The organism is Streptomyces sp. TSRI0281, assembly GCF_001905125.1.
Classification (GTDB): Bacteria; Actinomycetota; Actinomycetes; order Streptomycetales; family Streptomycetaceae; genus Streptomyces.
Map to the genome: position 1 here is coordinate 349394 of NZ_LWLE01000023.1, position 25107 is coordinate 374500.

Annotated in this window: 21 protein-coding genes and 1 tRNA gene; 13 read left to right on the forward strand and 9 right to left on the reverse strand. The window is 73.1% G+C overall.

The features are described 5' to 3' along the window. Window positions 1–30: 30 nt before the first annotated feature. Window positions 31–744, reverse strand: coding sequence for a FadR/GntR family transcriptional regulator (locus tag A6A29_RS26570; RefSeq protein ID WP_073723535.1), 714 nt, complete (start codon window positions 742–744; stop codon window positions 31–33). A gap of 291 nt (window positions 745–1035) precedes the next feature. Here A6A29_RS26570 and leuA point away from each other — a divergent pair, with 291 nt between their 5' ends. Continuing rightward, window positions 1036–2787, forward strand: coding sequence for a 2-isopropylmalate synthase (gene leuA / locus A6A29_RS26575; protein ID WP_198953308.1), 1752 nt, complete (start codon window positions 1036–1038; stop codon window positions 2785–2787). 309 nt (window positions 2788–3096) lie between these two features. Here leuA and A6A29_RS26580 read toward each other — a convergent pair whose 3' ends face one another. Both A6A29_RS26580 and A6A29_RS26585 read right to left on the reverse strand, forming a co-directional pair. Further along, window positions 3097–4554 carry a sensor histidine kinase gene (locus A6A29_RS26580; protein ID WP_073723536.1) on the reverse strand — a complete coding sequence of 486 codons (1458 nt, stop codon included), beginning with the start codon at window positions 4552–4554 and terminating at the stop codon, window positions 3097–3099. Continuing rightward, on the reverse strand, window positions 4551–5255 hold the full coding sequence (locus A6A29_RS26585; protein ID WP_073723537.1) for a response regulator transcription factor: 705 nt from the start codon (window positions 5253–5255) through the stop codon (window positions 4551–4553). Before A6A29_RS26585 ends, A6A29_RS26580 begins: the two co-directional genes overlap by 4 nt. Before the next feature lie 89 nt (window positions 5256–5344). Here A6A29_RS26585 and A6A29_RS26590 point away from each other — a divergent pair, with 89 nt between their 5' ends. Then, window positions 5345–5899: a hypothetical protein gene (locus tag A6A29_RS26590; RefSeq protein WP_073723538.1), complete on the forward strand. Its 555-nt coding sequence runs from the start codon at window positions 5345–5347 to the stop codon at window positions 5897–5899. 86 nt (window positions 5900–5985) lie between these two features. On the opposite strand, the gene A6A29_RS26595 is transcribed toward A6A29_RS26590, so the two are convergent. Continuing rightward, the gene (locus A6A29_RS26595) at window positions 5986–6897 is read right to left on the reverse strand and encodes a spermidine synthase (RefSeq protein WP_073723539.1); all 912 of its coding nucleotides are present in this window, start codon (window positions 6895–6897) and stop codon (window positions 5986–5988) included. Between the two features lie 75 nt (window positions 6898–6972). Continuing rightward, on the reverse strand, window positions 6973–7503 hold the full coding sequence (locus A6A29_RS48215; protein ID WP_198953276.1) for a hypothetical protein: 531 nt from the start codon (window positions 7501–7503) through the stop codon (window positions 6973–6975). Window positions 7504–7742: 239 nt separating this feature from the next. Here A6A29_RS48215 and A6A29_RS26605 point away from each other — a divergent pair, with 239 nt between their 5' ends. Continuing rightward, window positions 7743–9143, forward strand: a complete 1401-nt coding sequence (locus A6A29_RS26605; protein WP_073723540.1) for a transcriptional regulator — start codon at window positions 7743–7745, stop codon at window positions 9141–9143. Between the two features lie 504 nt (window positions 9144–9647). Here the strand turns inward: A6A29_RS26605 and A6A29_RS26610 are convergent. Next, window positions 9648–10244: a histidine phosphatase family protein gene (locus tag A6A29_RS26610; protein ID WP_073723541.1), complete on the reverse strand. Its 597-nt coding sequence runs from the start codon at window positions 10242–10244 to the stop codon at window positions 9648–9650. A 329-nt stretch (window positions 10245–10573) separates the two neighbouring features. Here A6A29_RS26610 and A6A29_RS26615 point away from each other — a divergent pair, with 329 nt between their 5' ends. From A6A29_RS26615 to A6A29_RS26645, 7 genes are all read left to right on the forward strand, one after another. Beyond that, window positions 10574–11560 (forward strand): phosphatase PAP2 family protein, encoded by a 987-nt coding sequence (locus A6A29_RS26615; protein ID WP_073723542.1) that lies wholly within the window; start codon window positions 10574–10576, stop codon window positions 11558–11560. Next, on the forward strand, window positions 11451–12632 hold the full coding sequence (locus A6A29_RS26620) for a hypothetical protein (protein ID WP_385728332.1): 1182 nt from the start codon (window positions 11451–11453) through the stop codon (window positions 12630–12632). The genes A6A29_RS26615 and A6A29_RS26620 overlap by 110 nt, the downstream gene beginning before the upstream one ends. Further along, entirely contained in the window at window positions 12623–14290 is a 1668-nt protein-coding gene (locus tag A6A29_RS26625) for a hypothetical protein (protein ID WP_073723543.1), read from the forward strand. The genes A6A29_RS26620 and A6A29_RS26625 overlap by 10 nt, the downstream gene beginning before the upstream one ends. Further along, window positions 14287–15621 (forward strand): AAA domain-containing protein, encoded by a 1335-nt coding sequence (locus A6A29_RS26630; protein ID WP_073723544.1) that lies wholly within the window; start codon window positions 14287–14289, stop codon window positions 15619–15621. Before A6A29_RS26625 ends, A6A29_RS26630 begins: the two co-directional genes overlap by 4 nt. A 104-nt stretch (window positions 15622–15725) precedes the next feature. After that, window positions 15726–16067: a hypothetical protein gene (locus A6A29_RS26635; protein WP_073723545.1), complete on the forward strand. Its 342-nt coding sequence runs from the start codon at window positions 15726–15728 to the stop codon at window positions 16065–16067. A gap of 211 nt (window positions 16068–16278) precedes the next feature. Then, window positions 16279–16965 carry a hypothetical protein gene (locus A6A29_RS26640; protein ID WP_073723547.1) on the forward strand — a complete coding sequence of 229 codons (687 nt, stop codon included), beginning with the start codon at window positions 16279–16281 and terminating at the stop codon, window positions 16963–16965. Continuing rightward, a tRNA-Lys gene (locus tag A6A29_RS26645) sits at window positions 16956–17029 on the forward strand. Before A6A29_RS26640 ends, A6A29_RS26645 begins: the two co-directional genes overlap by 10 nt. Window positions 17030–17136: 107 nt before the next feature. Here A6A29_RS26645 and A6A29_RS26650 read toward each other — a convergent pair. Continuing rightward, window positions 17137–18378, reverse strand: a complete 1242-nt coding sequence (locus tag A6A29_RS26650; RefSeq protein ID WP_073723549.1) for a M6 family metalloprotease domain-containing protein — start codon at window positions 18376–18378, stop codon at window positions 17137–17139. Window positions 18379–18761: 383 nt separating this feature from the next. Here A6A29_RS26650 and A6A29_RS26655 point away from each other — a divergent pair, with 383 nt between their 5' ends. After that, on the forward strand, window positions 18762–20654 hold the full coding sequence (locus tag A6A29_RS26655) for a putative bifunctional diguanylate cyclase/phosphodiesterase (protein ID WP_073723551.1): 1893 nt from the start codon (window positions 18762–18764) through the stop codon (window positions 20652–20654). Between the two features lie 122 nt (window positions 20655–20776). Here A6A29_RS26655 and A6A29_RS26660 read toward each other — a convergent pair whose 3' ends face one another. Both A6A29_RS26660 and A6A29_RS26665 read right to left on the reverse strand, forming a co-directional pair. Further along, window positions 20777–21871, reverse strand: coding sequence for an LLM class flavin-dependent oxidoreductase (locus A6A29_RS26660; RefSeq protein ID WP_073723553.1), 1095 nt, complete (start codon window positions 21869–21871; stop codon window positions 20777–20779). Between the two features lie 113 nt (window positions 21872–21984). Beyond that, window positions 21985–22749: a maleate cis-trans isomerase family protein gene (locus tag A6A29_RS26665; protein WP_073723555.1), complete on the reverse strand. Its 765-nt coding sequence runs from the start codon at window positions 22747–22749 to the stop codon at window positions 21985–21987. 202 nt (window positions 22750–22951) lie between these two features. Here A6A29_RS26665 and A6A29_RS26670 point away from each other — a divergent pair, with 202 nt between their 5' ends. Together A6A29_RS26670 and ehuB are read left to right on the forward strand one after the other, a co-directional pair. Beyond that, window positions 22952–23929, forward strand: a complete 978-nt coding sequence (locus tag A6A29_RS26670) for a D-2-hydroxyacid dehydrogenase (protein ID WP_073723557.1) — start codon at window positions 22952–22954, stop codon at window positions 23927–23929. A gap of 260 nt (window positions 23930–24189) precedes the next feature. Then, on the forward strand, window positions 24190–25092 hold the full coding sequence (gene ehuB, locus A6A29_RS26675; RefSeq protein WP_073723559.1) for an ectoine/hydroxyectoine ABC transporter substrate-binding protein EhuB: 903 nt from the start codon (window positions 24190–24192) through the stop codon (window positions 25090–25092). Window positions 25093–25107: the final 15 nt, after the last annotated feature.

Sequence of the window (25107 nt, forward strand, 5' to 3'; positions counted from 1 at the left end):
CCCCCGGTCCAGGTGCTGCGGGGCACCGGATCAGGCGCCCCGCAGCATGTCGAGGGTGGCCTCCAGCTCGGCCCTGGCGGTCCGGGCCGCCTCCTGCGCGTCGCCCGCGACCACGGCCCGGACGAGGGCGGCGTGGGTGTCCTCGCCGTGGCCGGGGTGGGCGGTGCGCAGGTCCAGCAGGTCGACGAGGTCGATCAGGCCCTGGCGCAGGGCGGGGGCGAACTCCGCGAACAGATCGGTGAGTACGGGGTTGTGGGCGGCGGCCACGACCGCCCGGTGCAGCGCGATGTCCGCGTCGACGAACTCCGCGTCCCCCCGGCCGCTCGCCGCCCGGCGGGCCGCCATCGCCCCGTCCAGGGCGACGAGGTCGTCCTCGGTGCGGCGCTCGGCGGCGAGCCGGGCCGCCTCGACCTCGACGATCATCCGGACCTCGTAGACATCGGTGACCGCGGCCCGGCGCAGCCGCGTGGGCCAGTCCTCGTGCGGGCGATCGGCGATGACGAAGACCCCGGCGCCCTGCCGGGCCTGGACCAGCCCGGTCGCGGCCAGGGCGCGCACGGCCTCGCGGACCGTGGAGCGGCCGACCCCGAGGGTCTTGGCAAGGGTGGTCTCGCCGGGGATCTTCGTGCCGACCGGCCACTGTCCGCCGGTGATCTGCTCGCGCAGGTGGTCCGTGGCCTGCTCGACGAGGGGACTGGGGCGGAGCGGGCCGAGGGGGCGGCCGAGCGGACCGGGCGAGGACACGGGTTTCACCTGTCAGGTTGTCTGAGGACTTGTTCGGTGGCTACTGTACCGGCATGACGCTCAGCGGTCTCCTTCTTCTCGGCTGCCGCGGCGGGGCCTGAAGCGACCGGCACCCCGCCGCGGGGTGCCGTGCTGTGCCGGTCGCGTCCGGCGACCCGAGAAGAGACCGTTTCCATGTCCGACGTCACGCCCGGCTTCCTGCCCGACTCCACCTCCGACGTCATGCCCGGCCCCACCTCCGACATCGTGTCCGGCCCCACGTCCGGCCCCATCTCCGGATCCACGTCCACGATGCATGGCTTCCCCACCCTCCGTACGCCACGCGGCCCCGTCCCGGCCGGCGCGCCCGCCTGGAATCCGCAGCGCGCCAGCGAGATGCCCTCGCACCGCTACCGCTCCGCCTTCGACCGCGTCGAACTGCCCCTGACCGGCCGTCGCTGGCCCGACGCCCGGATCGAGCAGGCACCCCTGTGGGTGCCGGTCGACCTGCGGGACGGCAACCAGGCGCTGGCCGAACCGATGGACACCCCGCGCAAGCGCCGGATGTTCGACCTGCTGGTGACGATGGGGTTCAAGGAGATCGAGGTCGGCTACCCCTCCGCGAGCCGGACGGACTTCGACTTCGTACGGCATCTGGTGGAGAGCGGGGCGGTGCCCGGCGACGTCACCCCCGTCGTCTTCACCCCGGCCAGGGCCGACCTGATCGAGCGGACCTTCGCGTCCGTGGCGGGGATGGACCGCGCGGTCGTCCACCTGTACATCCCGACGGCGCCGGTCTGGCGCGAGGTGGTGCTGGGCCGCAGCCGGGCCGAGGTGCACGGGGTGATCCGGGAGGCGGCGACACAGATGGCGCGGCTCGCGGCGGCAGCGCCGGACACGGACATCCGGTTCGAGTTCTCCCCCGAGGTCTTCATCCTCACCGAGCCGGACTTCGTCCTGGAGATCTGCGACAGCCTGACCGAGCTGTGGGACGCCTCCCCCGACCGGCCGGTGATCCACAACCTCCCGGCCACGGTGGAGATCGCGACGCCGAACGTGTACGCCGACCAGATCGAGTACATGCACCGGAACCTGGCCCGGCGGGACTCGGTGATCCTCTCGGTGCACCCGCACCACGACCGCGGTACGGGGGTGGCCTGCGCCGAACTCGCCGTGCTGGCGGGCGCCCAGCGCGTGGAGGGCTGCCTGTTCGGCAACGGGGAGCGCACGGGCAACGTGGACCTGGTGAACCTCGCGCTGAACCTGCACGCCCAGGGGGTCGACCCGATGATCGACTTCTCCGACATCGACGAGATCCGCCGCACGGTCGAGCACTGCAACCGGCTGCCGGTGCCGCCGCGCCACCCGTACGGCGGCGACCTCGTCTACACCGCGTTCTCCGGTACCCACCAGGACGCCATCAGCAAGGGCCTGGCCCACCAGGAGACGAGCGGTTCCGCGCTCTGGTCGGTACCGTACCTGCCGATCGACCCGGCCGACGTGGGCCGTAGTTACGAGGCAATCATCCGGGTCAACAGCCAGTCCGGCAAGGGCGGCATCGCCCATCTGCTGCACAGCAACTACGGCGTGGACCTGCCGGCCGCGATGCGGGCCGACTTCTCCCGTGCGGTGCAGGCGGCCACGGACGACAGCGGGCTGGAGGCCACCCCGAAGGATCTGTGGGAGCTGTTCGGGGCGACGTATCTGACGCCGGGACGGGACGGCGCGGTCGCCCTCACCTCCTGGACGGCGGACCGCGGCCCGACGGGTGAGCACCGCTTCATCTGCACGCTCCGGACGGACGACGGCCTGCGCGAGGGCGACTACGAGGGCACGGGCAACGGCCCGGTGTCGGCGTTCACGCACGCGCTGGCCGGTGCGGGGATCGAGGTCGAGATCCTCACCTACACGCAGCACGCGACGGGGCGGGGCCAGGGCAGCCCCGCGATGGCGTACGTGGAGTGCCTGGTCGGCGGGCGGCGGTGCTGGGGTGCGGGCCAGGACACGTCCGTGCTGACCGCCTCGGTGACGGCCGTGCTCTCGGCGGTGAACCGGGCGGCCTGAGCCGGGAGGGGCCCGAGCCGGTGCCCCGGAAACGCACGCCGGCGGGGACGGGGCGCGCGCCCCGGCCGGGGTGGGGGGATGGGGACCGGCCGGAGCGCGCGGGCGGTGGGGGGCTGCGGGAGCACGCTAGCGGCACCGATTCCGACAAAGGGGGCGATCCGGTCCGGAGTTGCGGTTCTTAGGGCGGACTTAAGGGACCCATCGGCGCGGGTTAATGGTGCGGGGCGGCGGTGGCGGCGGTGGCGGCGGTGGCCCGGGGGGGCGGGTCTTCGCGGGTCGACGGTGGGCCGGGGTGCGGGTCTTCGCGGGTCAGCGGCTCGGCCCCGGGCCGCGGGTGCCCCGGACTTCCGCGTTCCGGCGGATCTTCCCGCGTCGCTGCCGGCCCACCCGTCGCCCGTGTCCCCGGCCGCCCCGCTCCGGCCGGCTCCCGTGCAGCCCGATCCAGATCCGGACCTCCGTACCGCCGAGCACCGAACGGCCGATCCGCAGGTCGCCACCGGTGGCCTCGGCGACCCGGCGCACGATGTCCAGGCCGAGTCCGGTCGAACCCACCGCGCCCGCCGCCCCGCCCCGGCCGCTGGAACCCCGGGCCAGGGCCGCCTCCGGGTCGGCGATCCCGGGACCCGCGTCCGAGACCAGCACGATCACCGCGTCACCGCTGTGGTGCACATCGACCGCGAAGGCGGTGCCCTCGGGGGTGTGCCGGAAGACATTGCCGAGCAACGCGTCGAGGGCGGCGGCCAGTTCGGGCCGGGCGACCGGGATGCGTACCGTACGTTCCACTCCCGCGAGGCGCACCTCGCGCCCCTCGTCCTCGGCGAGCGCCGACCAGAAGCCCATCCGCTCCCGGATCACCTCGGACGCGTCGCAGCCGGCGCCCGCACCCTTCTGTACGCCCTGGGTCTGCGGGCGTTGTTCGCGGGCGGTACGGATGATCGTGTCGACCTCGTGCTCCAACTGCTCGACCGCGGCCCGGGTCTGCTCGGCGGCCGGTCCCTCGCCCAGCGAGGCGGCGTTGAGCCGGAGCACGGTGAGGGGGGTGCGCAGCCGGTGCGAGAGGTCGGCGGCCAGTTCCCGTTCGTTGGCCAGGAGCTGGACGACCTGGTCGGCCATCGAGTTGAACGCCACGGCGGCGGACCGCAGTTCGGTGGGCCCCTCCTCCGGGACCCTGGTCCCGAGCCTGCCCTCCCCCAGGTCCTGGGCGGCGCCCGCGAGCCGCTGGGCGGGCTCCACCATGCGTACGCCGAGCCGGTCGGCGACCGCCACCGAGCCGACGATCAGCGCGATGCCGACACCCGCCAGCATCAGCCAGGCGGTGGCCACCCCGTGGGAGACCTCGTCCTCGGGCACGAACACCTCGACGACGGCGATGTCCCCGGAGCCCAGCGCGACGGGCGTGAGCAGCGCGGAGCCGCCCCGCACCGCGGTGATGGAGGCACGCCCGTCCTTCCGTACGGTCTCCACGTCCTCGCGCGGAGCACGCCGGGTGCCGATCTCCAGCGCCCGGCGCCCCGGCCCGTCGGCGGCCGGGACATGGACGGCGAGCCGTCCCTCGTCGCCCGGTTCGGTGGACAGGACGGCCCGGGTCAGCTCCTTGCGGTCGGTGGTGATGGAGAGGGTCGGCCCGATCGTGGCGGCCTGCCGTTCCGCGTCGGAGAAGGCCCGGTCGCTGGCCATCTCCTTGACGACGAGGCCGAGCGGCACGGCGAACGCGATCGCGACCATGGCGGTGACCGCCAGACAGACCCTGACCAGGGCCCATCTCATGCGGGCGGCTCCGGGGCCGGTGGCTGGAGTTTCACGCCGACGCCGCGCAGGGTGTGCAGATAGCGCGGGCGGGCCGCGGTCTCGCCCAGCTTGCGGCGCAGCCACGACAGATGGACGTCGATGGTCTGGTCGTCGCCGTAGGACTGCTGCCAGACCTCGGCCAGCAGTTCCTTGCGCGGGACGACGACGCCCGGCCGCCCCGCGAGGAAGGTCAGCAGGTCGAATTCACGGCGGGTCAGATCGATGGCCGTGCCGTCCAGTTCGGCCTGGCGGCGCAGCGGGTCGATGGCGAGCCCGCCGACCCGGATGACCCTGGGCGGCGGCGCCTCACCGCCCGAGGCGCGCGAGCGGCGCAGCACGGCGGCCATCCGCGCCGAGAGGTGTTCGACCGAGAACGGCTTGGTCAGGTAGTCGTCCGCGCCGTCGTTGAGCAGCCGTACGATCTCGCTCTCGTCGTCCCGCGCGGTGGCGATGATCACCGGTACGTCGGTGATGGACCGGAGCATCTTCAGCGCCTCGGCGCCGTCGAGGTCGGGCAGTCCGAGATCGAGGATGACCACGTCGAAGCCGTGGTGCGCCACCTCGCGCAGCGCTTCGAGCGCGGTCCCCACACTCCGTACCGTATGAGCGGCCTCACTGAGGTGCCGGATGAGGGCGGAACGTACGAACTGGTCGTCCTCGACCACGAGCACACTTGCCATGGGCGGCACCGTACGCCATTCAACGGCCCCCGGTCCCGCCGCCGGAGGTACGGGGACAGCACGGGCCCGGGTGGTGCAGGATGTCCCGGATGCAACGAGGACTCGTACACGCGATCGCGTGGTCGCTCGCCACCGGGGCGGCGGTCACGCTGTCGTGGTGGGGCGTGCACACGGTGATGGCGGGGACGGCGTACGACCCTCCGCGCGCCGTTCCGATCGCGGTGGGCACGTCGGCCTCCGAGGGGACCGGAGAGGCCGACCGGGAGCCGGTGTCGTCCTCGACGCACCGGGCCGCGCCTCCCCCGTCGCCGCGCACCACCGATCCGGAGACCTCGGGCCCCGACGCCACGTCGTCGCCGCCGTCCGCCCGGCCGTCCCGGCAGCCGTCCGGCGCCGGGGCGAAGACATCGGCGCCCGCGGGCGAGGTGAAGGGGTACCGCACGGACGGGGGCCGGGTCGTCTTCGAGCTGGGGAGCGACGCGGCGAAACTGGTCTCGGCGACCCCGGAACCGGGCTGGTCGATGCAGGTCTGGACGAACGAGGCCTGGATCCGGGTGAACTTCAATGACGGGGGCGAGGCGACGTACTCGGTGTTCTGCACCTGGAACGGTCATCCGCCGACGGTCCAGATCGTCGACCCGTAGCCGGGTGCGCGGGGCCGGGTGTGCGCGGGGATCGCGAAGGAGCGGGCGGCGTGCCGGGCCGCGTGCGGGCGTACGCGTCCCCGGCGTTATGTGAAGGCCGAGGGTGGCGGGGCCGGGGACGGTTTGGCGGCCTCGTCCGTGACGACGGCGGCGCCTCCGGTGAAGTCCGCGAGCGCCCGCCCGTGTTCGACGCGGCCGGGGTGCGGATCGCTCGCGACCCGGCGGGTCAGTTCGGCGACCGCGAGCGGCAGGTCCGAGGCGAGCAGCACCGCGTTGCCGAAGCGCCGGCCGCGCCACACGGTCGGGTCGGCGGCGAGCGCCAGCTCCGGGAAGACGGCGGCGGCGGTGGCGATCTGGCCGCGCAGATGGGCCAGCGGCGGCCCGTCGGCGAGGTTGGCGGCGTACTGCCCACCGGGCTTCAGGACCCGGCGCACCTCGGCGAGGAATTCGGCGGAGGTGAGATGGGCGGGGGTACGGGCCCCGCTGAACACATCGGCGATGACGAGGTCGGCCCAGCCGTCCTGGACCTTGCCGAGCCCGGCGCGGGCGTCCGTGGCGCGGACCCGGATCCGGGCCTGCGGGTCCAGCGGGAGCTCCCCGCGCACCAGTTGGACGAGGGCGGCGTCGACCTCGACGATCTGCTGGGTGGAGCGGGGGCGGGTCGCCGCGACGTAACGCGCGAGGGTGAAGGCGCCGCCGCCCAGATGGAGGACGTGCAGCGGCTGTTGCGCGGGGGCGGCGAGGTCGATGATGTGGCCGATCCTGCGCTGGTACTCGAAGGAGAGGTACGTGGGGTCGTCGAGGTCCACGTGCGACTGGGGGGCGCCGTCCAGCAGCAGGGTCCAGCCGTGGGGCCGTTCCCGGTCGGGTATCAGCTCGGCGAGGCCGCCGTCCACCGCCTGGGACGTCCCGGCCCGTTCTCCCTTGCCGGCCCGGCGCTCCTGCTTGCGCGCGGAACCCTTCCGTGCGCCCCCGGCCGGCGCTCCTCGACGTGCCACGTTCGCTGATCCTCGCTGATGGGGTCCCGGGGTACCGGCAACGGCGGCAGATCCGCCCTTCCGGCCATTATGGGCTCAGCTGCAGTTGTCGGCCGCTTCGATCACCCGGGCCGCTTGGTCGAGCGCGGCCCGGAGCGCGGCCGGGTCGGTGACCGGGGCGTCGTCGGCGGGCGGCAGCAGCCAGCCGGAGCCGGAGACGGGCGGCTCGGCGGGGATGCGCAGCCCGCGGCCGTTCGTGGACGTACAGGCGCTGCCCGGTACGTCCCACGCCTCGGCGGTGCCCGGTGGCACCAGGAATCCCAGGGTGTCGCAGGTGCCGTCGTGCAGCACCGGGCCGACCGGCTCCTGGTCGGCGCCGCGGCGCAGGATGTCCACGGCCTCCAGGCCCTGGCGGGACGGGACGGTGACCAGGTCGCAGGGTTCCTCGGCGGATCCGTCCGCGGGGTGGGGCGAAGTCGCCGCCGGACCCGTGGGATGCGTCGCCGTGCCCGCCGGATCGGCCGCCGCGCCCGTCGGGTTCGCTGCCTCGGCCGTCGGGTTCGTCGTCGTGCCCGTCGAGTTCGTCGCGGTCGTACGTGAGCCGGTCTCCGAGCCGAGATGCAGCAAGGGAACCCCTCCTCTCATCGCCGAACGGAGCCGCACTCCGTCTCCATGTGTCCAACGCGCCGACAGCGTCAAGGGCTACGGCGCCACGCCGCCGCAAAGGGTGGCAGTTCATGGCGGATCAGGGGGGAGTTATCCCTTTTGTAGGGAAACCCTGTGTATGCGGTTCGTCACACCAGGTACGTTCTTGCCCCGCCGGGACACCTGAACCAGGAGCCCGGCCGCACTGGAGAGGGCCAGCCATGGTGTCGACAGGGCCAGTTCCCAACGTCGTCTTCCGCCAACTGCGCGGCCGACGCTCGGCGGGGGAGTTCGCGGCGGCCGTCCGCAGGGCCGCCCGCGAGATCGGCGAACACGTCGCGTGCGACGCCCGGTACATCGGGCGCGTGGAGTCCGGCGAGATCCGCTGTCCCAACTACGCGTACGAACGGGTCTTCCTGCACATGTTCCCCGGGTCGTCCCTGGCCGACCTGGGGTTCTCGGCCCGTGAGGCTGTGCGTGGGAGGGGGGCGCGCGACACGGTCCCGGCGCCCTCGTCCTCTTCACCCCTGCCCGTGCCCCCGACCCCGTCCCTTCCCCCGCCCGCCACGGGCCGCGGCGACATCGACATCGACGAGGAGAGCGACGTGCTGCGTCGCGTGTTCATGACGAGCGGTACCGCCACGGTGGCGGCCGCGTCCCTGAGCTTCGACGGCACCCGCGCGGCTGCCGCCCCGGTCTTCCTGCCCGCGCAGCGCCGGGTCGGCGAGACGGAGGTGGCCGCCGTCGAGAAGGCGGTGCGGCAGATCCGGCTGCTGGACGACCGGCACGGCGGCGACGGGCTCTACCGGCGGGCGGGCCAGCCGCTGCGGGCGGCGTACGCGCTGCTGGACTCCGGCGCCACGACCCGGCGCGCCACCGCGGACCGGCTGCACGCGGGAGCGGGTGAGCTGGCGATCTCGGTGGGGTGGCTGGCCCATGACTCGGGCCGGTTCGACGACGCGCGCTCGCACTACGCGGAGGCGCTCGCCATGGCCCGGCTGGCCGGTGACGCGGCGCTGGAGGCGCACGCGTTCTGCAACGCGTCGTTCCTGGCGCGGGACACGGGGCGGCCCCGGGAGGCGGTCCGGGCGGCGGAGGCCGGACAGCGGGCCGCCCGCGCGCTCGGCTCGCCCCGGCTGCTGGCGCTGCTCGCGCTGCGGGAGGCGGGGGGCCGGGCGGGGCTCGGCGACCGGACGGGGTGCGACCGGGCGATCGGGCGGGCCCGTGCGGCGTTCGAGCGGGGGCCGTCCGCCGCGGATCCGGAGTGGATGACCTTCTTCCGGGACGCGGAGATGGAGCTGCTGGAGGCGCAGTGCTGGTCCGCGCTGGGCGACTGGTCCCGGGCGGCCCGGCACGGGCGGCGTGCGGTGGCGCTCCAGGACGCGCACTTCACCAGGAACCTGGCGCTGTACCGGGCGCAGTTGACGGGTGACCTGGCACGGGCGGGCCTGGCCGACGAGGCGGCGGCGACGGGCCACCAGGCGCTGGACCTGCTGGACCGGGTCCGCTCCTCCCGGATCCGGGGAATGCTGGCGGGGGCGGCGCGGGTGCTGGAGCCGCGGGGTGGGGCGGCGGGGGTGGCCACGTTCCTGACCCGCCACGCGGACCGCACCCACCACTGAGACGTTCCGGGCGCGCCCATTCAGCCCGCCCGGCGCCCGGCGACCCCACGTTCCGGACGCGCCCACCCGGTCCGGCGCCCGGCGACCCCACGTTCCGGACGCACCCACCCAGCCCGGCGCCACCCCACGTTCCGGGCGCGCCCACCCGGCCCCGCAGGACCACAAAGGTGCGCCCCGCCCGGCACAAGGGTTCCGTCCTCAAACGCCGGACCGGCTGAAAGTGGACGCCCACGACCGCCAAGGTGCGCCCGCCCCGGCACAAAGGTTCCGTCCTCAAACGCCGGACCGGCTGAAAGTGGACACTCACGACCGCCAAGGTGCGCCCGCCCCGGCACAAAGGTTCCGTCCTCAAACGCCGGACCGGCTGAAAGTGGACACCCACGACCGCCAAGGTGCGCCCGCCCCGGCACAAAGGTTCCGTCCTCAAACGCCGGACCGGCTGAAAGTGGACGCCCGGGACCGGCTGGGGGGCACGCCGGACCGGCTGGAACGTGGGCGCCGCGGCTAGTGGTGCAGGTGGCCCGTGTCGTTCCAGCGTTCCACCGCCGGCATCCCGTACGCCCACCCCAGCACCGACAGCGACGTCGGATCCAGCCTGATCCTGGCCCCGAAGGACACGTCCTCGCCCAGCCACCGCGCGCCCAGCGCCCGCAGGATGTGCCCGTGGGCGAAGACCAGGACGTCCCGGTCCGCCGAGCGCGCCCAGTCGACGATCTCGTCGGCGCGGGCGGAGATCTCCGCCGTCGTCTCCCCCTCCGGCACACCGTCGCGCCAGATCAGCCAGTCCGGACGGTCCGCCCGGATCTGCGCCGGGGTCAGCCCCTCGTACGCCCCGTAGTCCCACTCCATCAGCGCGTCCCACGGCTCGGCCCGCTCCCCGAACCCGGCGATCTCGCAGGTCTCGGCGGCCCGGACGAGCGGGCTGGTCCGCACCTCCACCCCGGGGAGCCCCGCCCAGGGCTCCTCGTGCAGCCGTGCACCGAGCAGCTTCGCGCCCGCGCGGCCGGAGTCGAGGAGCGGGATGTCCGTCCTGCCGGTGTGATTGCCCTGGACGGACCACTGGGTCTGGCCATGCCGGGCGAGCAGGATTCGCGGTGCCATGACGGCTCTCCCTGAAACGGTGGAACGGTGAACAGGTCCCGGACTGCGGTGGCCGGGACGGCGACGGAGGGACGGCGGCACGGCTCCGGGCTCGGTCGAGGGCGGAGCCGATTCGTCCCGCTCCATCATCTCTCACGTGCCCGGCAGGCAACCTCCGGGGCCGTAACCGCGTCCCACCCTGAGCAGTCCTGTTCCGCGGCCCGGCCGCGACCGGGAACCGCAGGGGTACGGGGCGTCCGAAAGGGGCCCCCCGGGGGGAACGGCGGCTCACGACCACCGTACGGTTGAACGCTCGCCGTCGGCCGCATGAACATGGGGAGAGCTACCGGATGCCGCACGCCACTGCCGCGCCCGTGCCCGGCCACCGGCCCCGCTGGTGGACGGAACTGCCATTGATCGCGGTGGTGTACGCGCTGTACTCGGCGGGACGGCTCGTGGTCCGCGGCGATGTGTCGACGGCGGTCGACCACGGCCTGGCCATTCTCCGCCTGGAGCAGGCGCTCCACATCAACGCCGAGCACCCGCTCAACCGGCTGCTGACCGACACCCCGTCGCTCGGGATACCCGCCGACTTCGCGTATGCCTCCCTGCACTACCTGGTCACCCCGGCCGTCCTCATATGGATGTTCCGGCGCAGGTCGGCCGCCTACCGGGCGGCCAGGACCTGGCTGATGACCTCGACCCTGCTGGGCATGATCGGTTTCACGCTGATGCCGACCTGCCCGCCCCGGCTGCTGGACGCCGGATACGGATTCGTCGACACGATGGCCCAGTACAGCTCGTACGGCTGGTGGGGTACCGGCGCGAGCGCGCCGCGCGGGCTCAGCGGAATGACCAACCAGTACGCGGCGATGCCCAGTCTGCACGTGGGCTGGGCCGTGTGGTGCGGGGTCCTGCTGTGGCGCCACGGCCGCCACCCCCTCATACGGGCGGCGGGCATCGCTTACCCGCTGCTGACCACTTTCGTGGTGATGGGCACCGCCAACCACTATTTCCTCGACGCCGTCGCGGGCGCCGCCGTGATGGGCGTCGGAGCACTGCTGACCAGGCCGGTGATGCGGCTGGCCGACCGGGTCAAGGACCGGTTCGGGGCGGCTTCCGCCCCTGTCGCCGCGGCCTCCACGGCGACGAAGTCCCCGATTGTCAGTGCCGGATGCAAGACTTCCGCGGGTGAGCGAATCCCCGGCCAGCGGACCACCTCCGCAGATTCCACCGACACGGCACGAAGCGACGCCGGACGAAGCGACCCGGCAGCAATCGACGCGGCACGAAGCGACGCGGCGGAGAGCGACGACGCTCCGGCAGCGGCTCGCTGAACTGCGCGGCCCGTCCGTCGCACCCCACCCGCTCGACGCCCGCGCGCTGGCCGCCCTCGCCGCCAACCCCGGCTGCAAGCGTCGTGCGCTGCTCGACGGAGCCGGAGTGGACAAGGCCGTCCTCGCCACCGCTCTCGGCTCCCCCGCCCCGTTCGGCCAGTCCCAGTTCGCCTTCATGCGGGGCAACGCGTTCGAGGCGAAGGTCAAGGCCGACGGCGGTACGGAGCTGCTGCGCCTGCTGCACGAACGCCTCGGCGGCGGTGCCGAGGCGCCGGCCGAGGTGCGGGTGCCCGATCTGACGGCGGCCGGACCCGAGGGCCGCGCCGCGCGCACCGCGCTCGCCCTGCGGGAGGCGACGGCGGCGGGCGGCTGGACACTGCTGGACCACCCGATGCTGGCCCTGGAGGTGGCGGGATCGCCCGCCTATCTGGAGCCGGACGCGGTGGTGGTGCACCCCGGCGGCCGGTGGACGGTCGTCGAGATCAAGTCCTTTCCCATGATCGACAGTTCCGCCGACGCCGCGAAGGTCGGCGCGGCGGCCCGCCAGTCCGCCGTCTACGTGCTGGCCCTGGAGCGGGTCGCGGCGCTGACCGAGGGTGCCGAGGTCGGGCACCGGGTGCTGCTGGTCTGCCCGAAGGACTTCTCCAACCTGCCGACCGCCTCGGTCGTGGACGTACGCAAGCAGCGCGCCGTCACCAGCCGCCAGCTGACCCGGCTGACCCGCATCGAGGACATCGCGGCGACGCTGCCCGAGGGGACGACGTTCGACCCGGAGTGCTCCCCGCAGGAGCTCGACGCCGCGGTCGAATCCGTCACCGCGGCGTACGCCCCGGAATGCCTGGCCGCGTGCGAGCTGGCCTTCCACTGCCGGGCGAAGTCCCGTGCCGAGGGCGCGGTGGAGTCGCTGGGCCGGAGCGTACGGGGCGAGTTGGGCGGGCTGACGACGGTGGCCGGGGTCCTGGCCGCCGCGGCGGGCAAGGAGGGCGACCCGGCCGACCCCACGGTCGCCGCACTGCGCAGGGCAGCGGCGCTGCGCGCGGAGGCACTGGAGGGCGCGGCCGTATGTCGCTGATCAACACGCTGGCCCGGCTGGAGGCCGTGGAGAGCGGCCGCGCGCAGCCGATGGCCACCGTCCGCCACCGCCATCTCACCGCCGCGCCCCTGGTGCTGGTGCCGCTGACCACCGCCGGTGAGGCGGGCGCCCCGCTGGGGGCGCTGGTCGGGACGGACCGCGAGGCACCCCGACTGCTGACCGTCGCCCAGCCGCGCGACCGGGACCTGCGGTTCACCTTCCTGGCGGAGCTGGCCGAGGCGGTCCTGCCGCACATCGAGGAGTACGCGGACGTCGTCGAGCCGGCCGAGCGCAACGAGGTCGACCCCGAGACCGGCAAGAAGGTCAAGGTCGAGGTCGAACTGTGCGCGGACGCCGCCCAGTTGATCGTGCCGAGCCGTGCGGGCATCGAGTTCGTCCGGCTGCTGGGGCGGTCGATGCGTTTCCGGCGGACCGCCGAGGACGATCCCGACACCCCCTATCCGGCGCCCGCACGGGTGCCCCTGCTCGGCCGCTGGCTGACGCACTACGGGGAGCGCGCCCGGGTGCCGGGCTCCTCGCTGCTGCTCGCCACCACCGATCTGCTGAACCGGCACTGGGCGACCGGGCAGAGCAGCCTGGAGGACCAGCATCTGGGGGCGCTGCTCGCCTGGATCGACCCGTCGGCGGGCGAGTCGGGGGCGGAGGCGGCGCTCCGTGCGGAGCTGGCGCGGGACCAGGAGGGCCAGTTGCTCTGTCCGCCCGCCGGACCGGCCACCGACCCGGCGTTCGACAACCGGCTGCTGGCACCCGCGATCGAGAAGTACGACCGGGCGCGCACCTCGCTGGCCGCCGCCGAGGACGGGCTCGCGGCGGATGCCCGGCTGGGTGAGCTGAGCTCCGCCGAGCGGGAGATCCGTTCGCTGCTGGCCGGGGTGCTGCTGCCCACCTGGGACGCCGTGTGGCGGGGGCTCGATCTGCTGCGGGAGCTGCCCGAGGGGGCCAGGGCCGAGGACCGGTGGACCCGGGACCGCTGGTCGTTCACCGGCCACCGGGACCGGGTGCGCTCCGGTGAGCCGCCGCAGCCGCGCCGGGACGACGCCGTGACGGCGGCACAGAAGCTGGCCTCGCGGGAGACGGCCCAGGCGCAGCTGGACGCGCAGGAGGCACTGGACGATCCGCTGGTGCTCGCCGGACGGCGGCTGTCGGGCGAGGCGTTCCTCGCGGAGGTGACCGAGGTGGAGATGGCGTACAGCGAATCGAAGCGGCCCTCGCCGCGTCCCCTGGTCACGGTCCGTACGGCCGAACGCCCGCACCTGGGCGAGCGGACCAAGGTGTACCGCTCGCTGGACGGCAAGCCGCAGACCGCCGAGTTCGCGGGGTACGCCACCGTGGCTGCCGGGAACGCCGTGGACACCTCGGACGCCGTGGACGGCATTGACGGCGGGACGGACGACGCGGGCGAGATCCTGCTGGTGCTGCGGATCCTGGACCGGATGGGGCGGGGCAAGGAACCGGCACCCGGTTCGGTTCCGGAGCCGGGTGACCGGATCGCCTGGACGCTGTTCGAGCACGATCAGCGCGGCGGCCCGAAGCTGCCGGACCCGGAGGAGACCCCGTGGACCCATGGCGGCCCGCCGGGCGCGGCCGACGATCTCCGTGAACATCCCGACCCCGTGACCCCCGAGGACCTGCTGTGACGGCCACGTTCGACCCGGGCGCCGCGGCGGCGCGGGCGACCGACGCGATCCTCGGCGACACCCTGCGCGGCACCTCGCGCGGCATTGTCGTGGATTCGCCGCCGGGCGCCGGGAAGTCGACCCTCGTGGTCCGCGCCGCACTGGAACTGGCCGCCGCGGGGCACCCGTTGATGGTGATCGCGCAGACCAACGCACAGGTCGACGACCTGGTGGTGCGGCTGGCGGAGAAGGACCCGGGGCTGCCGGTGGGCCGGTTGCACAGCAACGACTCCGACCCGTACGACAAGGTGCTGGACGGGCTGGCCAACGTACGGAAGTCGGCGAAGGCGGCGGACCTGGCCGGGCTCGACGTGGTCATCTCGACAGCCGCCAAGTGGGCGCACGTGAAGAACGTGGAGCCGTGGGGGCACGCGATCGTGGACGAGGCGTACCAGATGCGTTCGGATGCGCTGCTGGCCGTCGCCGGGCTCTTCGAGCGGGCGCTGTTCGTGGGCGACCCCGGCCAGCTGGACCCGTTCTCGATCGTCGGCGCGGACCAGTGGGCGGGGCTGAGCTACGACCCCTCGGCGAGCGCGGTCTCCACGCTGCTCGCGCACAATCCGCAGCTGCCGCAGCACCGGCTGCCGGTGTCCTGGCGGCTGCCCGCGTCGGCCGCACCGCTGGTGTCGGACGCGTTCTACCCGTACACCCCGTTCCGCAGCGGTACGGGCCACGGGGACCGGCGGCTCTCGTTCGGGGTCGCGTCGGACGGTTCGGGCCCGGACCGGGTGCTGGACGAGGCGGCGGAGTCCGGCTGGGGGCTGCTGGAGCTGCCGGCCAGGCACACCCCGCGCACCGACCCGGAGGCGGTACGGGCGGTGGCCCTGGTGGTGCGCCGGATGCTGGACCGGGGCGGCGTCGCGACGAGCGAGCGGTCCCAGGACCCGGTCCCGGTGACGGCGGACCGGGTCGCGGTCGGCACGGCCCACCGCGATCAGGCGGCGGCGGTCCGGGCGGCCCTCGCGGAGCTGGGCGTCACGGGGGTGGCGGTGGACACGGCGAACCGGCTCCAGGGCCGCGAGTTCGATGTGACGGTGGTCCTGCATCCGCTGTCCGGGCGCCCGGACGCGACCGCCTTCCACCTGGAGACGGGCCGGCTGTGCGTGCTGGCCTCGCGCCACCGGCACGCCTGTGTCGTGGTGTGCCGCGAGGGCGTGGCGGACCTGCTGGACGAGCATCCGTCGACGGAACCGGTGCAGCTGGGGGTCACGGTGAAGTTCCCGGACGGGTGGGAGGCGAACCACGCGGTGCTGGCGCATCTGGCGGAGCACCGGGTCCGGTGGCGGCCCTGACGGACGGCGTACGCACGCGCCTCGGGCACCGGGGCGGGAAGCCCCCTTGCGCGGGGCTGGACAATGGAGGGTGGCCGTCCGGCCGCCCGAAGGAGGGACACCCCATGGCACAGCCCGAGCGGAACGAGCGGCAGAGGCTGCGTCCCGCGCCGCTGCTCTTCGAGCCGTCGGAGGCGGCAGCCGATCCCGAGCACTTCTTCGACCTGGAGTCGTTGGAGGACCCGAAGGACCTGCTGACCCGCGCAACCGAGCTGACGCACGCCTTCCGGGCGGCGACCGACCGGGCGGTCGAGTTCCAGGCGATGGCCGCCGCCCAGCTGGCCGACCCGCGCCGGTTCGACCGGCTGACCGTGACGGATGTCGCGGAGCGCGCGGAGTGGACCGAGGACTATGCCAAGAAGATGATCGAGTTCGGCCGGTCCCTGCTGAACGCCCCGAGGCCCTGACCGGACACCCGGAAGCCAGACCGGACATCCGGAAGCCCTGACCGGATATTCCGAGGCAGGCCCTGACCGGCCTGGGGCACGGTCGCTTTCGTTGACTTCGGGTACGACCCCTGGCATATGCCGTCGGGCAAGATACTCCCTCGCCTCCCGCCGTGTCCCAGTTTTGGCAACTCTCGGAATCGGTCTCGTCACTCCCGGTAGACCTGGGTCCATGAGCGCTTGGCTGAAAGACGAAACGACCCTGCAGGCCGGTGCCGCCCCGCACCACGGCGTCGACATCTTCGCCCTGCTGCGGGACCAGGCCACCCATCACACCGCACAGGTCACCGCGGCCGGCGCCGCGTGGCTGGCCGGGGCCACGGCCTATCCGCGCAGCACGCTCTCCCAGTGGGAAGCCCGTCCCGGCTCGCCCGGCGTACTGCCGTGCGGCTCCGCGTTCGACGTGGTGAACGTCCCCGCGCTGTTCGGTCGCCGGATGCTGGAGCAGCTCTGGGCCGAGGGTCCGGGCTCCGGCCCGGTCGCCACGCACCGGGGCCGGATGATGCTGTTCACGGCCCCCGGAACCGCCCAGCGGCTGCCCTCGCTGCTGGCCTGGGAGGAGTGGGGCACCGGGGGGCCCGAGCAGCGCCGTGGGCAGGAGAGGACCGTCCCGCCACTGCTCTGTCACGGCACCGGCGACGCGGTGACCGTCCCGCCCCTGACCTGCGCTTCGACCCACTCCGGGCCCCGCTGGGTGGTCGCCCCCGACACCCGTAGCCCGTGGCTCCCCGGACCGGACGTCATGCTCTGGGCCTGCGTGCGGGTGGGCCGGTCGGCACCCCTGGCGGCCGACGATAGTTCGATTTTTCCTCACGCCGATCAGGATGCTAATGTCTACGACGTCACCAGGCGCCGTTAGCTCAGTTGGTTAGAGCAGCTGACTCTTAATCAGCGGGTCCGGGGTTCGAGTCCCTGACGGCGCACAGACGGAAGAAGCCCCCTCGCGAGAGCGAGGGGGCTTCTTCGTGCGCCCGGCGGAAAGCCCTGCGGAAGCGATGCGGAAGCGATGCGGCCCGAGAGGGGACAGCCCTTACGCGCCGGTGGTGATCCGGACCGTCCAGGAGCCCGACGGGGTGCGGTCGGCGACCCCGACCCTGGTCCGCTCGCCGGGCACGGTGAAGGTCTCGCCGACCCCGAGCGGGGCGTCGGCGAGCGGCGGGTAGACCGACCGGTCCCAGCAGGACTGGGTGTCGGGGTGGGTGTCGATCACCTCGACCGGACCGCCGCCGGACGGTGTCTCGTTGCGGATCCGGTAGATCAGGACGCCCTCCGAGCAGGTCGCACTGTCGTTGCCGACGGCACTGCGGGCCTCGATGGCCAGCACGCTGCCCTCGCCCGTCCTGACGACGGCGAGCCGGGTCCCGATGGACCCGCCGGGCACGGGGGCGGCGGCGATGGGTTCCAGGGTGAGATCGGCCGTTCCCTGCACGCAGACCACCTGGCGCCGGTCGAGCCAGCCGAGCTTCCACTTGTGCCAGCCGAACAGGTCCGGAGCCAGTCCGAACTGGCTGCCCATGACGTCCCAGTCACCGACGTAGGTGTCCCAGTCGCCCTTGCCGTCCGTGGGCCGGTGGTAGAGGTCGGCGAGGTCGAAGACGTGCCCGGTCTCGTGCGCGAGGACGTTGCGGTCCGGCGGGTGCTGCTCGAAGACGGTGACGACGCGCCTGATGTCCGCGCCGTCGGCGCGCAGCGGCCGGTCGAAGTTGACGACCTTGGTGGCGTCGGAGTCGACACCGGGAGCGTCCGGATCGGCGACCAGATAGACGATGTCGTACGCGGAGAAGTCGACCTCGTCGTCGGCGGCGGCGATCGCGTCGCGCAGGTAGGCGGTGCGCCGCCCCGAGTCCCAGTCACGCTCTATCCCGTAATGGGCGGAGGGGTGCGGCATCCGCGTCCACCGCCGCTGCGGGTGCGGGCGGAGCGTGAAGGTGCCGTAGCTGGCGCGCTCGAAGAAGTGCGTGGTCGCGGGGAAGTGGTCGGCGGCCAGTATCTCCGGGGTGACGGTGGGCGCGGAGTCCGGGAACGAGAGGAAGATCATGACGGCGTCCAGGCCGCGGTCGGGGCGCGGGTAGGAGCCGTTCCAGCTGTCCAGTCCCAGCGAGTGGTGCGCCGCCGTCCGGGGCAGTGCGCACGGGCCCGCGTCGCCCGTGGCGGCCTGGGCGGGGCCCGCGACCAGGGACGTGGCGGCAAGCGCCATGAGGGAGGTCAGAGCGGCCGCCACACTGCGCAGACTCGGCCTTTCCACTCCCCCGGGTCTGTGCTGACGCGGCACATCTACCTCCGGATGGGGAAATGCGGGACACCTCGCCCACCCTGTGCCGGTTCGGAGCCGTACGCCCAGTTGTGCTGCCCCACTCGGGTCAGGAGCCGCCCGACCGCCACCCTTCACGGACAGTCACCTTTGATCAATCCATTGACGCGAAATAACAGATCCGCACAGAAGAGATCACGAGCGGACAAACTGGATCGACGCCGAACAGGGGGACGCCCTGCGGACACGGAGCCCGCCACGGTGGACCGGCTGGAACGGCCGCCGCGCCACCCTCTATGCTTCACCACGTTTTCCCGCGTGGTTTCCGCCCCTCACCCGGGCCCTCCACCCGGCGCCCTGTCCGATCCACCTGTTCACGACGACCTTCACAGCGGGAGCGAGCGGTGAGCGGAACCTCCGAAGGGCCGAGGCCCACGGCAGGCCCAGCAGCCCCCGACCCCACGCCCCTTTCTGTCACGGAGCGTGACGCGGCGGCGCCCACAGCCTCGGACGCGGTGGCACCCACGGCCTCCGAGCTGCGCGACTACCGCGCCGCGTTCCGGGTCGCCACCATGCCCATGGCCGTGGTCGACGCGCGGGGCCAGGTCGTCAGCGCCAACGACGCGCTGGGCGGACTGCTGGGCACCGCCCCGTCGGCCCTCGCCGCACAGCCGGCGGCCGACCTGGTCGACCTCGCCGCGGACGGCCACATCTGGCACGCGTACCGCGAGGTGCTGCTCGGCCGGCGATCCCGGTTCCGCTGCACCCGTCGGCTCAAGCATCCCGACGGGCGCCCGCTGTGGGCCGAGATCACCGTCGTACCAATGCACGGGGCGGAGACCTCCGACGCGACGGAGAGTTCGGACGGGGCTGCCGTCGGCCGGATGCTGATGTCGGTCGCGGACATCAGCGACCGGCACGAGCTCCAGAAGCGGCTGCGCCACCTCCAGATGCACGACCCGGTGACCCGGCTGCCCAACCGGACACTGTTCTTCGAGCGGCTCTCGACGGCCCTGGAGACCCCGTACCAGGACGACACACTGCCCCCGCACGGCCGGATCGGACTCTGCTACCTGGATCTGGACGGGTTCAAGGCGGTCAACGACACCCTGGGCCACCGGATAGGCGACCGGCTGCTCGCGGCCGTCGCCGGGCGGCTCACCGACTGCGCCGGGAGCGAGACCCGGCACCGGGGCGGCAGCCCTCTGGTGGCCCGGCTGGGCGGTGACGAGTTCGCGATCCTGGTGGAGGACTCCTCGGGCACGGAACAGCTCACCGATCTCGCCCACGCGCTGCTCATCGCGATCCAGCAGCCCTTCGACCTGGCCGGGCAGCGGCTCTCGGTCTCCGCGTCGATCGGGGTGGTGGAACGGGCCACGGCCGGTACCTCGCCCACCGGTCTGATGCAGGCCGCCGACACCACGCTGTACTGGGCCAAGGCGGACGGCAAGGCCCGCTGGACCCTCTTCGACCCCGAGCGCAACGCCCACCGCATGACCCGCCAGGCACTCGCCTCGACGCTCCGGCCCGCCGTGGAGCGCGGTGAGTTCACGCTGGAGTACCAGCCGCTGGTCGGCATGGCCGACGGGGTCGTCCACGGGGTGGAGGCCCTGATCCGGTGGAACCATCCGCGGTTCGGGGTGCTGGCGCCGAACCGGTTCATCGCGATCGCCGAGGAGGACGGCTCGATCGTCCAGCTCGGCCGGTGGGTGCTGCGCACCGCGTGCCGGCAGGCGCGGCACTGGCAGCTGGACCACCCGGACGCGCCGCCGCTGTTCATCAGCGTCAACGTCGCCGTACGGCAGGTCTGGGACTCCGATCTGGTCGCCGATGTGGCGGAGATCCTGGCCGACACCGGACTGGAACCGGGGCTGCTGCAACTGGAGCTGACCGAGTCCGCGGTGATGGGCTCGGCGGGCCGGCCGCTGCGGGCCCTCCAGGAGCTGAGCGACATGGGCGTACGGATCGCCATCGACGACTTCGGCACCGGCTATTCGAACCTGGCCTATCTGAGCCGGCTGCCCGTCTCCGTACTGAAGCTGGACGGTTCCTTCGTCCGGGGCTTCCGTTACGACGACGGCGCCCACCCCAGCCCCGCCGACGAGACGATCGTCGAGGCGATGGTGCAGTTGGCGCACCGGCTGGGGCTGACCGTCACCGCGGAGTGCGTGGAGACGGCGGGGCAGGCGGAGCGGCTGCGCAGGATCGGCTGCGACACCGGGCAGGGGTGGCTGTACTCACGGGCGGTCGCGCCGGAACAGATCGCCGGGCTGATCGGTGCGCGGCCCCTGCCGTGAGCCTGGTGCCATGAGCCCCGTGCGCGACCGGACCGTGTGCGACCGGACCGTCCCGGTCGCGCACGGACCTCCGTCTGCGTCTGCGTCTGCGTCTGCGTCTGCGTCTGCGTCTGCGTCCAGGATCAGGCGGGCAGCCCGTACGCGTCCGCGATCAGGTCGTAGCTGCGCAGCCGGGCGTCCCCGCCGTGGGCGTTGGCGGTGATCATCAGCTCGTCGGCGCCGGTGCGCTTGGCCAGGTCGTCCAGGCCGGTGCGGACCTCGTCCGCGGTGCCGTGGATGACGTTGGAGAGCCAGCTGTCGACGAACTCCCGCTCCATGGGGCTGAAGGAGTACGCCTCCGCCTCCTCGGGGCTCGGGATGAGGCCCGGCCGGCCGGTGCGCAGCCGCACCATCGACAGGGCGCCGGTGAGCACCTGGCGGCGGGCCTCGCGCTCGTCGTCGGCGGCCAGCGCCGAGACACCGATGAGGGCGTACGGGGCGTCGAGCACGGCGGACGGCTTGAAGGACTCCCGGTAGAGGTCCAGGGCGGGCACGGTGTTCTGGGCCGAGAAGTGGTGGGCGAAGGCGAACGGCAGCCCGAGGACACCGGCCAGCCGGGCGCTGAAGCCGGAGGAGCCCAGCAGCCACACGGGCGGGCGGGCCGGGGACTGCACCCCGCCGGGCGCGGTGGCCTGGACCGGGCCGGGCACGGCGTGGATCCGCGCGTACGGGTGGCCGTCGGGGAAGTCGTCGTCGAGGAACCTGATCAGCTCGGCGAGCTGCTGCGGGAAGTCGTCGGCGCCCTCGCCGAGCCGCTCGGTGCGGCGCAGCGCGGCGGCGGTCGCACCGTCCGTGCCGGGGGCGCGGCCCAGGCCCAGGTCGACGCGGCCGGGGGCCATGGCCTCCAGCGTGCCGAACTGTTCGGCGATGACGAGCGGGGCATGGTTGGGCAGCATCACGCCGCCGGAGCCGAGCCGGATGCGCTCGGTGTGGGCGGCGAGGTGCGCCAGGATCACGGCCGGGGAGGACGAGGCGACGCCCGGCATGGAGTGGTGCTCGGCGACCCAGAAGCGGTGGAAGCCGCGGCGCTCGGTCAGCTTGGCGATCTCCACGCTGGTGCGCAGGGCCTGGGTCGCGGTGCGGCCCTGCCCCACGGTCACCAGGTCGAGCACGGACAGGGGCACGGTGGCCGTTCCGCCTGCGGTGCCGCGAATCTCGTCGCCTCGGATCTCGTCCACGTGTCGGCCTCTCCCGGTGGTGCTGATGTGTATGCGGAAGAATGCAACAGGAGGATGGCTCCGCTTATTCCGCGGGGACGGCGCTGCCACCTCTCGGCCCGGGGAACGGCGCCCTACTCCCGGACCTCGATTCCCTTCTGGTCCCATGTCCCCGGCGGGGGTACGCGGGTGGCGAAGAGGGTGCCGAGCTCGGGGGACCAGGCCCGGCGGTCCGCCAGCCGCAGCCCTTCCCAGACCGCCACCTGGCTCGCCGTGAGGACCGGTTTGCCGAGGAGTTCCTCCAGCTCGGGAATGTACGCGGCGGTGTGCAGGGCCGTGTCCGGGAACAGCACCACCTCCGCGTCCGGGTGGTCCCCGGCGACGGCCAGCCGCTTCACCAGTTCCGCGTCCTCGCCGCCCGGCCCGTCGGCGGCCGGGATGCCGCCGCCCGGGCCCGCGACCACCTCGACGCCCCCGGCCTTCAGGAAGCCGGTGAAGAGCCCGGCGATGTCCTCGGGGTAGGTCGCGGCCACCGCGACCCGTCCGGCGCCCAGCTCCCGTACCGCGTGGACGAAGCCGAAGGAGGTGCTGGAGGCGGGCAGGCCCGCGGCGCGGGCGAGGGCGGCGGTCTGTTCGTGGGCGCCCTCCCAGCCGTACACGAAGCTTCCGCCGGTGCAGGCCCAGATGAGCGCTTCGGCACCCGCCAGGCGCAGCTCCTCCACCCCGGCGTCGAGCCGGTCCGGTGCGCCCATGTCCCGCAGGCGGTCGACGCGCCGGGGGTCCTCGCCGATGTCGGTGTGGAACAGCGGCAGCCTGATGTCGCTGTCGAGCATGATCTCGATACGCTGGAAGTCGTCCTCGGCCGAGTGGCCCGGGTAGAGAAGTCCTACGGTCGTCATGTCCACCCTTCCTTTTCGTCCCGGATCGCGTGACCGGTCACGGGTGCCCCGGCCTCTTCCCAGTATTCCCCCGGTGCGGCATCGGGGCGGCCGTACTGGGTCTGACCAGGGCGAACCCGGTAGGCCCTGTTGACGGCGGCAGGTTCGGATGCGAGCGTGGTCAATCCGCACATCTCAGACGTTGCGAAGCGGCTGCCCACTGATGCCAGAGCCCGTGCTCCTCGTTCTCGACTCCGCCCCGTCCCCGCGCCTCGGCCGGCTGACCGGCCGGGTCGGCGTCCGGTACGCGAACGAGCGGAGCCTGGCCGCGCAGCTCCCCCTCGCCGACGTGCTGCTGGTCTGGGACTTCACCTCCGACGCCGTCCGTGCCGCCTGGCCGGGCGCGGGGCCGCGGCCCCGCTGGGTACATACGGCGAGCGCGGGCGTGGACCGGCTGCTCTGCCCGGAACTGGCCGCGTCCGACACCGTGGTCACCAATGCGCGGGGCATCTTCGAGCGGCCGATCGCCGAGTACGTGGCGGGGCTGGTGCTCGCCTTCGCCAAGGACCTCCCCGGCACGCTGGATCTCCAGCGGCAGCGGCGCTGGCACCACCGGGAGGGGCAGCAGATCGCCGGATCGCGGGCGGTCGTCGTGGGCGCCGGACCGATCGGGCGGGAGATCACGAAGCTGCTGCACGGTCTCGGTGTGCGGGTGGCACTGGTGGGGCGTACGGCGCGCCGCACGATCCACGGCCTGGAGGACCTGGACCGGCTGACCGCCCGTGCGGACTGGGTGATCTGCGCGGCGCCGCTGACGGAGTCGACGCGCGGGATGTTCGGCGCGCGCTTCTTCGGGCTGATGCAGCCGTCGGCACGGTTCATCAACGTGGGGCGCGGTCCGATGGTCGTCGAGGGCGAGCTGACGGACGCGCTGCGCAAGCGGTGGATCGCGGGTGCGGCGCTGGATGTGTTCCAGGAGGAGCCGCTGGGGCCTGACAGTCCGCTGTGGGACGTGCCGGGGCTGCTGATCTCGCCGCATATGAGCGGGGACACGGTCGGCTGGCGGGACCGGCTGGGTGAGCAGTTCGTGCGGATGTACGAACTGTGGGCGGACGGGCAGCCGTTGCCGAACGTGGTGGACAAGAAGCGCGGTTACGTCCCTTCCCCCGACCTGAACCAGGGCGACGCACCCCTCACCTGACCGAGGACGACGACACGGGGCGAACCGGACGGATCGGCCGACCGGCCGAGCCGCCCCCGGTGACGGCCAGTCATGAACCGTGCCACTCCGGGGGATACGCCCCGCACACCCCTCGTCGCCCTCCGCCCCCAACAGGGCACGGGAAGGTCACCCTCCGGCCGCTTTTCGGTTACATGCGACTTCTCCCTGCATAGACGTACGGGATCGGGCAGGCGCTCACCCTGTCCGGACTGTCCGAGCCCTCCAGGAGATTGCGAACCATGGCTGACTTCCCGAACCTTTCCCGCCGGGGCTTTCTCCACCGATCGGCGGCCGTGGGCGGACTGCTCGTCGTGCCCGGTCTGCTGGCCGCGTGCAGCAAGACCGACGCCGGGGCCACGGACGGCAAGGGCGCGCTCGACAAGCTCCGCAAGCAGGGCTTCGTCCGGGTCGCCTACGCCAATGAGGCCCCGTACGGCTATCTGGAGGGCAAGGAGCTCAAGGGCGAGGCGCCCACCCTGCACCGGGAGATCTTCAAGGCGCTCGGCGTCGACGAGCTGAAGCCGACCCTCTCGGAGTGGGATGGCCTGATACCCGGACTCCGGGCGGGGAAGTACGACGTGGTCAGCGCGGGCATGGCGATCACCCCGGAGCGCTGCGCGAACGCCCTCTTCTCCGAACCGGAGTTCATCTCCCCGACCGCCCTGATGGTCAAGAAGGGCAACCCGAAGAAGATCACCGATCTGGCCTCCGCGAAGGCCGCCGGGATCACCGTCGGAGTGATGTCGGGTGCGGTCGAGGGCTCGTACGCCAAGGGGGCGGGCATCGCCGAGGGCAAGATCAAGTCGCTCCAGAAGCCGCAGGACGGCGCGGACGCCGTCAAGGGCGGCCGGATCGACGCCTTCCTGCTGACCGGCATCTCGCTGCGCTGGCTGGCGAAGACCAACCCCGCCACCGAGGTCACCGAGGCGTTCGTCCCGGAGCTGGACGGCAAGCAGCAGTTCTCCCCGGGCGGCGCGGTGTTCCGCCGGGGCAACGAGGATCTGCGGGACGCGTTCAACCGCGAGCTGAAGAAGATCGTCGCGGACAAGTCCCGCTATGTGAGCCTCCTCCAGGAGTACGGCTTCGGGGCGACCGAGATCCCGCCGGCCACGCTGAAGACCGCGGATCTGTGCAAGGGCTGACGGGGCGGACCACTG